The 12,914-nt window shown below is 63.1% G+C and carries 12 protein-coding genes; 2 read left to right on the top strand and 10 right to left on the bottom strand.

Annotation, left to right across the window (positions count from 1 at the left end):
• Positions 1-38: 38 nt before the first annotated feature.
• Together LFT43_RS04830 and LFT43_RS04825 are read right to left on the bottom strand one after the other, a co-directional pair.
• Positions 39-971: an HNH endonuclease gene (locus LFT43_RS04830; RefSeq protein WP_395801410.1), complete on the bottom strand. Its 933-nt coding sequence runs from the start codon at positions 969-971 to the stop codon at positions 39-41.
• A 1,161-nt stretch (positions 972-2,132) separates the two neighbouring features.
• Positions 2,133-3,068, bottom strand: coding sequence for a 2-hydroxyacid dehydrogenase (locus tag LFT43_RS04825; RefSeq protein ID WP_395801409.1), 936 nt, complete (start codon positions 3,066-3,068; stop codon positions 2,133-2,135).
• Positions 3,069-3,265: 197 nt separating this feature from the next.
• Here LFT43_RS04825 and LFT43_RS04820 point away from each other — a divergent pair, with 197 nt between their 5' ends.
• Positions 3,266-3,829 carry a hypothetical protein gene (locus LFT43_RS04820; RefSeq protein ID WP_395801408.1) on the top strand — a complete coding sequence of 188 codons (564 nt, stop codon included), beginning with the start codon at positions 3,266-3,268 and terminating at the stop codon, positions 3,827-3,829.
• 92 nt (positions 3,830-3,921) lie between these two features.
• On the opposite strand, the gene LFT43_RS04815 is transcribed toward LFT43_RS04820, so the two are convergent.
• Entirely contained in the window at positions 3,922-4,737 is an 816-nt protein-coding gene (locus LFT43_RS04815; RefSeq protein ID WP_395801407.1) for a hypothetical protein, read from the bottom strand.
• A 79-nt stretch (positions 4,738-4,816) separates the two neighbouring features.
• A complete protein-coding gene (locus LFT43_RS04810) occupies positions 4,817-5,374 on the bottom strand; it encodes a YceI family protein (RefSeq protein ID WP_395801406.1) in 558 nt (185 codons plus the stop codon).
• A 130-nt stretch (positions 5,375-5,504) separates the two neighbouring features.
• On the opposite strand from LFT43_RS04810, the gene LFT43_RS04805 reads away from it, so the two are divergent.
• A complete protein-coding gene (locus tag LFT43_RS04805; protein ID WP_395801405.1) occupies positions 5,505-6,836 on the top strand; it encodes a DUF2254 domain-containing protein in 1,332 nt (443 codons plus the stop codon).
• Positions 6,837-6,855: 19 nt separating this feature from the next.
• Here LFT43_RS04805 and LFT43_RS04800 read toward each other — a convergent pair whose 3' ends face one another.
• The 6 genes from LFT43_RS04800 to LFT43_RS04775 form a co-directional block, all read right to left on the bottom strand.
• Positions 6,856-8,199 carry an amino acid permease gene (locus LFT43_RS04800; RefSeq protein ID WP_395801404.1) on the bottom strand — a complete coding sequence of 448 codons (1,344 nt, stop codon included), beginning with the start codon at positions 8,197-8,199 and terminating at the stop codon, positions 6,856-6,858.
• A 151-nt stretch (positions 8,200-8,350) separates the two neighbouring features.
• Positions 8,351-8,767: an ester cyclase gene (locus LFT43_RS04795; RefSeq protein WP_395801403.1), complete on the bottom strand. Its 417-nt coding sequence runs from the start codon at positions 8,765-8,767 to the stop codon at positions 8,351-8,353.
• A gap of 45 nt (positions 8,768-8,812) precedes the next feature.
• Entirely contained in the window at positions 8,813-9,598 is a 786-nt protein-coding gene (locus tag LFT43_RS04790; protein ID WP_395801402.1) for a DUF2182 domain-containing protein, read from the bottom strand.
• A gap of 41 nt (positions 9,599-9,639) precedes the next feature.
• Positions 9,640-10,245: a DUF1326 domain-containing protein gene (locus tag LFT43_RS04785; RefSeq protein WP_395802896.1), complete on the bottom strand. Its 606-nt coding sequence runs from the start codon at positions 10,243-10,245 to the stop codon at positions 9,640-9,642.
• Positions 10,246-10,390: 145 nt separating this feature from the next.
• Positions 10,391-11,758, bottom strand: a complete 1,368-nt coding sequence (locus LFT43_RS04780; protein ID WP_395801401.1) for an MFS transporter — start codon at positions 11,756-11,758, stop codon at positions 10,391-10,393.
• A gap of 68 nt (positions 11,759-11,826) precedes the next feature.
• Positions 11,827-12,744 carry a hypothetical protein gene (locus LFT43_RS04775; RefSeq protein WP_395801400.1) on the bottom strand — a complete coding sequence of 306 codons (918 nt, stop codon included), beginning with the start codon at positions 12,742-12,744 and terminating at the stop codon, positions 11,827-11,829.
• Positions 12,745-12,914 lie beyond the last annotated feature (170 nt).

Below are 12,914 nucleotides of genomic sequence, written 5' to 3'. Positions count from 1 at the left end.
ACCGCTGCGTTTCAACGCGGTTCGATGGACGGTCCCCCTCAAGCACTCCTGAACTCCTGATAGGCGTGCTCAAGTAATTCCTGGCTGGGGTACGCACGACGGTTTTGCGGCAGCTCCATGAGACGTTGACCATGTCTGGCTTGGATCCCGTATGTCAGCATTGGGCCATCGACTTCCGCCAAAATGTCGTCTCGAACTTCCACTATGAAATCGGGACGAATGCCCAGAATGTGTGCGTCGAAAGCAGCATGGTGGATCTTGCACAGCGCCATACCGTTTATGACAGAAGCAATACCCAGTTCTGCGGAGTCTGGAACGATATGCGCTGCGTCGAGCAATTCCCGGTGGGCCAACGCGCACACCGCGCACCTAGTCTTGTAGGCGCGAAGTACCGTCGAGCGAAATACAGGTTGATGCAAACGTCGTTTGGTTTCTACGGTGAGATAACGACGTAGGTGCTCCTCTATCGGGCTTTCCTTGCTGACGAGGCCTCTGCCAACGTTTGGATCAATGACAAATTGCTTGCGTTCGGGCTCTTCCCAAAGAAGATAGACGGGAAAGACCGGCTGAAAAACGGCTGGCCACATCCCAACACCAAAGAACCAGATAAGAGGTAACTGCTGCTCCATAGCGGACCGCAACGCGCGATTATCCGGGTGCTCCGGGTCATCTCCTCGCCAGGCATAACGGAGGAGACCGTCCTCCCCCATTTCATCGTTGTATGGGCGTTCCCGGCCGGGGGCCCTGTAAACGGTTTGGATCGAAAGTGCCGCCGTAAGATCCCGTGGTTTCCAAATCCCTGTCTGCGTAGCCTGAAGTCTTCTTGGCTGCCCATCCAGATTGAAGTCCTGGATATCCTCTCTGGTGAGCCACTCCTCGCCGTCGTTGGTGCGTACCGACAGCCATGCCATCGCCTCGCGGCGTAGCTTGGAGTCAAAGTTCTCAGTATTGGTTCCCCCAATTTCGGCCATCTGCCCAGGATAGTCGGTGCATTCATCGCTCCGCGCATTGGCGGGCTCACCTCGGAACCAGCCAGCCTCAGCGCACTGGACGCCAGGCAAAACCTGACCATCACGGACGCCAGCCTGAGCCGCTCAATTAACAGGACCGTCGCGGGGGTCAGGAAAAGCCACCATCACCGCAAGGGGAAGCAACAGCAGGCCGACACACCGGCGTCGCATTTTCCTCTGTAGCAACTGCGCGAGCAGCCAGCCCACCGCCCTCCCTCCCGTTGTCTCCCCTCCGCGGACTTGCCCACAGTGGCGTCTATCGCACCCCTCTCTGGGCACCGTCCTGGCGTCCAGCACCTTCTGCCACCTACCGGAGAGAACAGCATGGGAAACTGCACGCTTGGTTCATTGACCGTCTCTGGCCTTGGCCTCAGGCTGCATGGGAACGAGTGAGCAATCTTAAACAACGGTCCCCGACCACGCCAAAAGCGTAGTCAGGGGGATTGACGCGTTTTCGGCTCAGGCCGCTGACGCAAAGCCCTTCTTTGTGATGAACCAGCCAACGAGTATTGACACGCCCAGCAGAATAAGAGAACTCAAAGTCCAGACAGCGGACCGGGGCCCGAAATTTGAAACAACGAGCCCTGTGATCGAGATGAGCGTCGACACGACGCCGCCGGGAAGCAGGACCGCCTGCGCCCGCTTGTACAGCCAACGAGCCGTCTCCGGGCTTGCGCACTTCAAAACGGTGTAGCCAAACCGGGATCTCGGCTCTTGGGCGACCCTGAGTGACAAATAGGCTATAACAATCGAAGCGCACACGCTGACCAATGCAAGGAAGGTCCAGGCGTTCATGAATAAAACACATCATTTATCGGAATACGGTCCACTGATCTTCCTGGATAGAATGCAGAATTGTCTGGATGATCAAATACGGGTCAACGCTCAGTTTTTCATGAATAAAGCATGCTAATTCTGGCCTAAACTCGCATTCCGGGAGCAAGATCCGCGGATGGGGAAGCAGGAACCTGTGCGCTGCGTCTTTGGCGGCACGCTACCCGCACGTGTCACGCATCCCCGCGGCGTTCTTCGTCAAGGGGCGAGTCAACCGACCGTTCCGAGAACGAAAGGATAATTGCGGCCCCTTCGCGCAGCCACAACCGCCCCGACACGCTCAGCCCGCTACTCGCCCACTGATTCCTGCCCCAGCACCACGTTCACCGGGGCCTCGCCGGCTTGCAGCAACGAAATCTGCTTCTTGATCAACCGGACCATCCGGGGGAACATCGCCGAGCTCGCCCCGCCCACATGGGGCGTGATCAGCACACCAGGTACCGTCCACAAAGGATGGTCGGCGGGCAACGGTTCCGGGTCGGTCACATCCAAAGCAGCACGTAACCGTCCCGAAGAAGTCTCCCGCAGCAAGGCTTCTGTGTCCGCCACCGGGCCCCGCGCCACGTTCACCAACAACGCCCCGTCCGGCATGGCCGCGAGGAACCGAGCATCCACCAGGCCGCGGGTCTGCTCGGACAAGGGCACACTGACCACCACGATCTCGTGCAGCGGCAACTGCTCGAACAGTGCATCAACGCCGAAGATCCGGCCGTGTTCATCGTCCCGTTCGCGGCTTGCCATCCGTGTCACGTGCGTTTCGAATGGCAATAGCCTGGCTTCAATTGCCTTGCCCACTCCCCCGTAGCCAACCAGGAGAACGCGGCGGTCCGCCAGGCTGGGACGCTGGCCAGCACCCCACGTAGCGGTCGCTTGGTTTCGAACAAAGTCCGGAATCCCACGCTGGCTGGCGATGATCATTCCCAAGGCGAGTTCCGCCGTCGACGTCTCATGGACGCCCGCCGCGTTCGCGAAAGCGCAACCCGACGGCAGAACGTCAGCGACGCCGTCGTACCCTATCGACTGGCTCTGCACCAACCGGACCCGCACACCGTCCAGCGCCGCGAGCGCGTCCGGCCGGCCCATGTAGGGCGGCACCAGCAGGTCGAAGTGGCCTGCCGGCACGGGACCAGTCAGGTCCCACACCACGAACTCGACGTCGGCGGAAGGCTCCATGGCGTCCAGGAGTTTCTGATCGGGCAGGCACACCCGCAGCCGGGCCGTCACCGCGCAACCACCAGTTTGAGGTTCGCAGCACGCAGCGCGGTTTCGCTCATTTCCCTATTCCTGTTTCCCTTGTGGCGGTCGATTTACCCGGACGGCATGTCCTGTTCCAACACCAATTTACTTTCCCGGCGGTTAGGACGCTTCGCCTGTGGGTCAATGTCTGGGACAACGGGTGGGAACCCGGCCTATAGTGTGGCATGGCCGGGAAAGAACCGAGGATCAAGCGTCTGTTGGCGATCGGCCTTGGCTATGCCGTCAGCGCGGCTTTTGCTTCGATCGTCCTGCTATCGCTCGGCTGGGAAAAACCCAACTCACTTCCCATATTCCTTATCACTTTAGTGGCCACCTGGATGGTTGGGTTAGTGGCAGCCCGCGTGATTAACCGGCTCCGGTTCAAGCTATGGCGACGGCGCGGGTGGACGGAATTCTGGATTCGTTCGCCCGAACCGTTGCCCGGCGGCCTGGCCAACGGCTGGGTGCGGGGCCTGCTTTCCGTCCGCGCACCGCTTGTTGACTTCGTGACAGATGAGTCCCGGGACGGACCATGGGTCAATCCTGCTACATTCCTCGTGAATGGCCGGATCCCACCGGACCGCAAGCACTTGGATCTGTCGGATTTCGTGGCAGTCAACTTCGGCCCGGGTTTCCGGGTGGTTTCACTCCAGACCACATACGGACCCATCGATGTGGCCGGGTATCCCGAAGCCCTCGACCAACTCGATGCAGAACTGTTCGGCCAATCCGGAGTTGCCAGTCAGTAGCTTCGCTGCTCGCCCTACTCCTCCGTTGTCCCCACTCCCCCGCCGGACTCCGCGGCTATTCGGCTGCGGGCTTGCAGCGCGAGCGAGCCTACTCAGGGGCAGGAATAGTCGTAGTCGAGTCCGGAGGACATGTACTGGGTCACAGACACCCGGCTTCCAGGCGTAAGGCCAGGCAAAGAACAATTGGACTTCGCTGCGCGCAAGGTCTTGGCACCGGGAAGCCAACTCGGCAGCCCGGCGAGCGGACTGCTGGTGGGGACGGTTCCGGCGATAGTTCCCCACTGACTTGCCGTCGAATAGATCCCGACACCCGCACCGGCAGTGCCGGAGGTGATGCTCTTGAAATAGGCGACCATTCCTTCAAGGTCGGCCCTGTTCAGTGCCGGGGTGGTCTGCCAACTGTTGCTGGTTTCCACATCAAGCCACCAGAAATAGTTCCCGGGGTTGTTCACGCCGCGGATAGTGGCATCGTCATAGGCCTTCGCGTAGCCGTACATGTAGGAGCAGGCGAGATCGACTGCACCGCCGCACGTCCCGTAAGGATTGGCGACCTGTGTGCCGGCGTAGGTGTTCGACGACGGCCACCACGAGCCCGCGAGTCCTGGATTGGCGGTGTTCACGTACAGGGCGACCTTGGGCTGCGCTGTTCCTCCCGTTGAGCCAGCCGCCCAAGCCAGTTGCTGAGCCAAGCAAGGGTTGGTGTTATTGGCCAGGCCGCCGGTCACGCCCACGATCGCGAACGCTTGTCCCGCGGGGAGGGTATTGCCGCACTGTGGCCAGGAAACATCGTTGCCGACCAAATCCGGCGTCCGGGGAGGGGAGGCCGCTGCTACCGGGGCCATTCCCGCGAGCAACAGGCCAAGAAGAGCCAGGAACGTGCATGCCATCTTCATTCCAAAACGCGCCATGCCCTATGGTACGCCCGACCTCCCAGGCCCTAAGAAGAGCGCCACCCTCCCCGGCACCAAGAGCCAGGCCCCGCGGCTCCTAGGCTGCGGGTTCGCCCTGCTTGACCAAGGCAGCCTCAAGATTGATCTTCACCTTGTCGCTCACCAGGAAACCGCCGGTCTCCAGGGCTGCGTTCCACGTCAGTCCGAAGTCCTTGCGGCTGATCTCCGTTTCGGCGGAGAACCCGGCGCGAGTGGCGCCGAAAGGATCAACAGCGACGCCGGTGAACTCCACTTCCAGCTCCACGGGCTTAGTGATCCCGCGGATGGTGAGATCGCCCGTGAGGGTGTAGTCATCGCCGTCGCCCTCTACGCTGGTGGCCCGGAAGGTCATCTCCGGGAACGTCTCGACGTCGAAAAAGTCGGCGCCGCGGACGTGGGCGTCGCGGTTGGCATCGCCGGAGTCAAAGCTCGCGGTTTTAACTGTTGCGTGGAGGGACGCGTCGGCCAGGGACTCGCGCACGCGGGCCTCGGCATTAGCCTCCGTGAAACGGCCGCGGACCTTGCTGATGCCAGCGTGCCGTACGCTGAAGCCAATCTCGCTGTGGGACATGTCCAGCAACCACGTGCCGGAAGTCAGGCCTGAGGGAAGAGTCATGGTGGATCTCCTGATTCGAAAGAATTTCGCTTGGATCGATCCCCTCCACCCTTGTTGAGCCTCTCGATGAAGTCAAGGAAACCGGCTTGGCCTCTTGACTGGCGGGGACCGTCGGCCGAGAGTTTCACATGTGAGGCGTGAGGCCGCTCGGGAGTATCTGGCGAGTGCCCTGTGGGCGATGCCGACCTGCGCCGTCGTCCTCGCGATCATCGCGGGGGCGGGCCTCTCCGCGGTGCAGCTCGGCACGGAGTCGCCCCTCGCCGTCCTCCTCTTCCAAGGGACGTCCGACGACGCGCGGAACCTGCTCATCGGCATCGCGAGCACCATGGTGACGGTCATCGCCGTCGTACTCGGGCTCACTGTCGTGGCACTGCAGCTCGCGTCGACGCAGTTCAGCCCGCGGCTGCTGCGGAACTTCCTGCGCGACATCCCCAACCAGGTGACGCTCAGCGCGTTCGTTGCCACGTTCGCGTACAGCACGGCGGGGCTCTACACAGTGGGAATCGCAGCCGGCCAGCGCACCGAGAACTACCCCCGCCTCGCCGTAAGTGGTGCCCTGCTGCTGCTGTTCGTGAGCATGGTCATGCTCGTCTTCTTCGCCCATCATCTGTCGCATTCGATCCAGGTGGACCAAGTCATGAAGGGCGTCGAGAAGGCCACGCTCAAGGTGATCGAGAGGTCGTTCGTCCCCGGCGATCCCGGTATTCGCATGCCAAACCCGCCGCCGGGGGCCACGGCTTTGCCGGCACCGCAGTCCGGATATGTTCAAGCCTTCCATGTCGAGGCGTTCGTCGGGGTGCTCGCGAGCCGAGGCCTCACTGCCCGGATGGTGCCCATGGTCGGCCGGCACGTCATCGCCGGGTCCCCGCTCGCCTGGGTGTGGGAAAGCACCGGCGACAGCGAACATCCCCTTGCCCCCGACGCCGGCGCTGAACTGCGCCGGGCGCTCGCCCAAAGCGTGCGGATCGGTTACGAACGGACCCTTGAGCAGGACGTCGCCTTCGGGATCCGGCAACTCGCCGACGTCGCGTCCAAGGCGCTCTCGCCCGCCATCAACGACCCCTACACCGCGAACCAAGCGGTGGACCATCTCGGCTCGATTCTCGCGGCTCTCTCACTCCGGCAGCATGGCCCGCAGGCCGTGGCGGACGCTCAAGGCACCGTAAGGCTGCACCTACCGGCTCGCGATTTCGCCTATCTCGTGGATCTGGCCCTCGGACAAGTCCGGCGGTACGGCGCGAACGAGCCTCGCGTGGTCCGGGCCTTGCTGCGCGTGTGCCGTGATCTCGTGTGGTTCGGCGACGCGCCGCACCACGCCGTCGTGCGGCAGTACGTCGAGACCCTTCTCAGCGATGTGACCCGGCTCGTGGCACAGCCAGCCGATCGCGAACCTCTTCTCGCGGAGGGGGCGGCGGTGCTTGAGGCGTTCGACGTCGCGGACGGCAGGAGCGACGCCAGCTAGCTTGGGGGCGGTGGGGGCGTCATTCGATTTCCGCTTCCGCGGCTGCGTTGCGGATGCCGCGGGGGCGTCCTGCTTTAGTCCAAGCCCAGTAAAGGAGGCCTGCGATGGCGAGGGCAGCGGCGAGGCTGACGATTGGGAAACCGCGGGAGAGGTTGGCAACGAGAGTGAAGGCCACGACGAGGGCTCCGACGGTGTTCAGGATCAGGAATCCCGGTTGGCGGTCCTTCCGGGCAAAGAGTGCCATGGAGACCAAGCCGGCGAGGAAGCTGAGGAAGACCGAGACGGCGTAGAACAGGACAAGCACCTGATCGTTGGCGCCGGCGATGGCGGTGACGGCTCCGGCTAGGACGATGAACAGGGCGACGCCCCAATAGGGCGTGTGGTGGGCGTTGGTGCGGCCCAGGGAGGGAGGAAGGATGCCGACCGTCTCACCGTTGCGGTTGATGTGGCGTGCCAGAGCCTTGAGTAGGCCCGGTCCGGCCTGGAAGCCCGAGGAAGCCGCCGAGAGCAGCAGCAGGGCAGTGACGAGCTGGAAGGAGGCGAACACGGGCCCCGGGGTAGCGAGGCGGGCGAGTTCGGCGATCTGCGTGCTGTCTTCCGGAGGAATGCCGACGTGCAGCCGCGCGGCCTCCAGAGCGAGGCCCAGAGTTATGATCCCGACGACGGCGAGAGTCAGCCAGAGGGTGAGCTGCCCGAAGCGGCGCTTCCCGGCGTTGTCGAGCTGCCCGAGCTGGGCAACCGCCGAGGTCGCCGCTTCCACGCCGGTGGCCATGGCCATGGCGACGGGGAAGGCAAGCACGACGGCAAGGACCGGTGCATGCCCAGGGGCGCCCGTGATCGTGCCAACCATTCGCGGCGCTGCGCCCAGACCGCTGAGAAGGACGACGACGGAAACGACGATGAAGGCCATAGTCATCGCCGCGAAGACCAGCCGGCCCAAGTGTCCGAACCAGCTCGCAGCACCGACGAGGACCACCAAGCCCAGCCCGAGCAGCAACCGCCAGGGGGCAAGGGCCGGGAAATAGGCGATTACCGCCGAGGAACCAGCAGAAACGCTGATCGCGATGGTGAGCACGAAATCGACCACCAGCGCACCGATCGGGATGAAGGACCAGCCGTCTCCGAAGGCTTCACCGACGGCGGCGGACGCACCGCCGCCTCTCGGGTAGCGGGCGATAAGTTGCCGGTAGTTGACGATGACCAGGGCGACGATGGCCACCACCAGGACCATCGCCGGGACCAGCAAGGCCAAATCACCGTTCAAGGCACGCAGAGCCGCTTCGATTGCGTACGCCACAGAGGAGACAGGGTCGGCCATGACCGCGAAAGCAAACGCCAACAGCAGCGCGGTGCGGGAGCGCACGGCTCTTCCCAGACCACCTCTGGTGAACCTTCCGCGCAGAATTTTCACGGGGATCTCCGGTTCCATGACAGACCTATCGACCTGCCGACCAGACTTCCCGGCTCACCTCTGAATGCCTCCCGCCCGCAGCTAGGAGCGCGGGCGGGAGACGCTATTGGGGAATCGCACCGATCTGCTGCATAAGGCTGAGGGTGTCTGTGGAACCCCAGTGCTCAGCTACTTTGCCGTCCTCGACACGGATGATGTCTGTCCCTCCGAATTCGACGCTGTTGCCCGATGCCGGAACGCCCGCCATGTCCCCACTGTGAGTGCCCGTCAGAATCACGTGGCACGCCTCCAAATTTCCGTCAGCCAGCCACGGCTCAATCATCTTGACCTTGATATCCGGGAACGCCTCCCGGATGGCGGTGACGAAGAACCGGACACCGTCCCTGCCGGGCGGTTGCCCAGGGAGAGCCTCTTCGTGATCAACCAGGTCCTCCATCGCCAACTCATCAATGAGATCGAGATTTCCACCCTCAATGATTTCTTTGTAAAAACGCCCGATCAGTCCAGTGCCATCAGCCATTTCAGACTCCTTAATGAATGAGACCGTCCAATTTTTCCCTGAAACCTATATCCCGAGCCCGGGCACCATCCCCGGCACAAAGGCGACAAACACCGCTATGAGGCCCAGCGCCACCGCAACCGAGCGGTTAGCGAGCCGTTTCCATGGGAGCATCTTCTCGAGCGCAATGAACGCCCCGACCACAGCCATCCAGCCGACGCTCATCACGCCGAGCGCGAAGAGCGCCACCATCAACGCCCAACAGCAGGCAACGCACCACGCCCCGTGCTCGAGTCCAAGGCGCAGCGCACCAATGGGCCCGTAGCGGATGCGGTGCAGGATGAAGTCCATGGGCGTCCGGCATTTCATCAGGGAAACGTTCTTGGCCGGCGTGAGCTGATAGACCGCCGCGGCAAAGATCACTCCCGCAGCCAGATAGCGACCGCCGGGATCGGATGAAAACAAGCCAGGGACTAGCGCCGCAACCGCTGTGTAGAGCGCGTAGGCGGCGAGGCCGAAGACTGTCCACGAGATCAGGTAGCCGGCAACGAATACGGCCGTAGACCCTGGCGGAGCGTATCGTCCGGTTTCGCGGCGGTGCTCGGTGATCCGGGCGTAAGCAACCACCATCGGCGCCACCGACGGAAACATCATCGCCGCCAGCATTACAACCCAAGTGGCCAGGAAGAAGCCCAACGGTCCCGGGTCCGTCCAACGCCCCATGTCCATTCCGGACATTTGCACGGCCGAAACGATCCAGCTCACCGCTGCGAGGACCAGCAGAACCGCGACCAAGCCGGCTTCGCGCAGGTCAACACGGAAAACTGTGGCGCGCGCGGTGGAGCGCGCCACAGTTCCCGGGATCAACCTTCTGCGCGGCACGTGCCCGGCCGTCATACCCGGCCCTTGGGGGCGCCTTCGGCCATCTCGCTTGCGTAGGCGAAGTCCCCGCTCTCGCCCCAGATCCCGTCGAAATCCAGTCCGAAGAGGTCTGTGTGCCCCTGTGCCTTCCCAATCATGATCTCGACGGCAAAACCGTACATGGCATTCTTAAGTGTGGTGACACTGCCGCCGGGTCCAGGCAGCGTCTCAAGTGTGAAGTTCGAGTGTCCTCCCACAGAGGCGGACGGGTTATCGCCGTCGGAGAACGTAACGCTGGCCCGCTCAACGCCCAACCATTCGCCATACAAAGCCGCTAGATCCCCGAACGGTCCGCCCACCTCGCCGTGCAGAATGCTTTCGAGGGCAGTCGCCTGCCCGTCCGATGCCCCTTCATCGAGGACGACCCCCACCTTCCAGCCGCCCGCGGTGAGGTGCGACGGGAACCAATTGACGAGGGCGAAGTCGACACCCGAAAGATCGGTGTCATCGAGCTTCCCAGCCGCAACATGGAACACAGCCACGCCACGGCACTCGCCGTTCGGGCTGTTGGGCCTACCGTCCACCGGGCACGGACAGATCAACGCACAACTGCAGCTTCCTACATATTTTCCGGACATTTCCCAAGACATTGAGGACTCTCCTCGCTAGTTCATTCGACTAGCGGAGCTCCCCCAGAGGCAGCGCCGAAAACACTCAGAACGAGACCACGAACCTCGTAAGGCCGAGATTATTCCCGCCTCATTTGAGTGTCAATAAGATTTCCTAAGCCGCGGCATCCGGCTTCCGCCACATCGTCGCAAGCACGAACACCACCGCGCTCAGACCCAGCATCACCAGCACCATCAACCCCCAGTTCGCCTGATTGACGCCAGGACCATACAGCACACCAATGAGGACCGTCGCCGTGATGGCCCCGAGGTAGCGGCAAGTCTGGAAAATCCCGGCGGCCACTCCCCTGTCCTGGGGCCGCGCGGACACATACAGGCCCTGGTTCGACGCCGTGCTGACCACGCCATACGGGACACCCATCAGCGCCGTGAGCACCAGCACCAGCGGTGGCCAGAAGGACAAAGTCAGGATCCCCAACGCCCCGGACGCCAGGGCCAAGAGCACGACGCCGACGATCATCACGGAACGCACGCCGAACCGCTCAATGAACCGCACCGCAACCGGGGTCACGAAAACTGACATGGCAGCAAGGGGAAGCATCAGCAGGCCGACCACACCGGCGTCGTACTTTCCCGCCTGCTGCAGCAACTGCGGAAGCCCGAAGAACGCAAAGTAATAGACCGCGCTGAACACCGCAAAACCCAAGTACAACAGCAGTAGCGGCCGGTTCCGGCCAAGCAGCCGCAGGTCCAGGAACGGCGGGCTGAACCGCAACTCGCGCCACGCAAACAACCCCGCCAGGACAACAGCGACGGCGATGAACCACCAACGGTAGGCCGGCATCACGTTGAGCAGCGCCATCATCGCCAGCGTGAGCGAGGCGAGGAAAGCCAGGATGCCCGGAATGTCGGAATCGCGCAGGAGGACGGAGAGCTTGCCGCTTTCGCGTCCGACGTCGGGCGGCGCCACCCGCCGCACCACAATCAGGGCAAGAAGCGAGATTGGCACGTTGATCGCGAACAGCGCCTGCCAGCCGACAAGACTCACCAATAGGCCGCCGACGACGGGTCCCACCGCCGCTGCCGACGTGTTCGCCATCTGGATGCGCCCCAGGGGTCGGGTGGAGCTGATGTTCGCCTGCCGGCTGAGTGCCGAAACCATGACGACGGCGCACGGGTACGCCGTCGCGGTCCCCACCGCCATGAGCGCCCGGGCCACGCAGACCAGCGCGAAGTTCGGCGAGAACGGGGCCAGTGCGCAGGCAATAGCCACCACCGCCATACCGAAGGTGAACAATCTCCGCGGACCGAACCGGTCGGCGAGGCGGCCCATCAGCGGCTGGCCCGCCGCCGAGGCGAGGTAGAAGGAGGTAATCACCCAGGTGACCGTTGCGACGTCGAGCGCAAAGTCCTCGCGAAGCACCACCAGCGCGACTGCGATCATGGACGAGTTCAGCGGATTCAACGCCGTCCCGAGGCTGAGTGCTGCGATCGCTAGGCCGGGGCGGGATTTGTTGGTCACGCCCCTAAGTCTGGTCCATGGTTGCCTTGGGTCACGAAACGATGGGCGACACGGGCGTCACGCGGGCCTCAGCCCTGCGGTATGTCCCGCACCGGCTTCGGCTTTCCGGTCACGTCCGCAGTCAGCGTCGGGACCGGTGGCTTCGGCGGGGCCACTACCGGCGCGGGTGCTGGCGGTGGTGGCGGTGCGGGCGGAATGCACGAGTAGTTGTAGTCGAAGTCCGTGGTGAATTGGGTGAGTGCGACCACACCGCCGGCCGTCAACGGTGGGGCCGAGCAGAGTTCCACTGCGGACTCCGGTGATGTTGCTCCGGCAAGCCAGCTCTTAAGTCCGTTCAGCCTGCTGCCAGGACCAGGCTGGCCGGCGATGAGCCCAAACTGGTAGGAGGTGGAATAGATGCCAACCTGGGCGCCCATGCTTTGCAGAAATGCCGTCATGCCCTCGAGGTCGGCGGCGTTGGCCACGGAGTCCCAAGACCATGCATTCCCGGTCTCCACGTCCAGCCACCACATGCGCTTGGCGGGGTCGGGTACCCCGTACCGGGTGACGGCGTCGAAGGCCATGCCGTAACCGTAGAGGTAGGAACACGCCGCCGAAGCTGTCCCGTCGCAGCTCCCATACGGATTGGGACCGCCCAGGCCCACGTCCGCATCGGATGCCGGCCACCACTCGGCTCCGAACGGCCCAGGATTGGCGGTATTGACATACAGCGCGGCTGCGGGTTGGCTCGTCCCGCCCGCCGAGCCGCTGGCCCAGCCCAGCAGCTCAGCGAAACAGGGATTCGCGGTGCCCGGCCGCCCGCCGTTCACTCCGACAATCCCGAACGCCTGGCCTGCAGGAAGTCCGCCCCCACATTGGGGCCAGGATATGTCGCTGCCCAACACGATGCCCGAAGCCTCCATGGGTGCGGCATTCGCGGCGGAGAACGGAGTGGCTACCCCAGCAAAAAGGAGGCAAGCGAGGGCCATGAGTTTTGCAGTTTTCATGATGTGCATCCTCGGCAGGGTCAGGACCCAGACGGGTTGGTACTGCCGCACATTGCTTCCCGAAACAATGGCAGTGAGCCTCTTTTTCGGCTCACTTTGGATGCTACGGAGCCGTTTCCGGGCAGCCGTGAGTGATCCCTACTGGACTTAGTTAACGAGTTTGCGAGTAA

It is taken from the genome of Arthrobacter sp. FW306-04-A (assembly GCF_044358315.1).
Lineage (GTDB): Bacteria > Actinomycetota > Actinomycetes > Actinomycetales > Micrococcaceae > Arthrobacter.
Note: the sequence above shows the minus strand (reverse complement) of the source record. Positions and strands in the feature narration are given on the sequence as shown.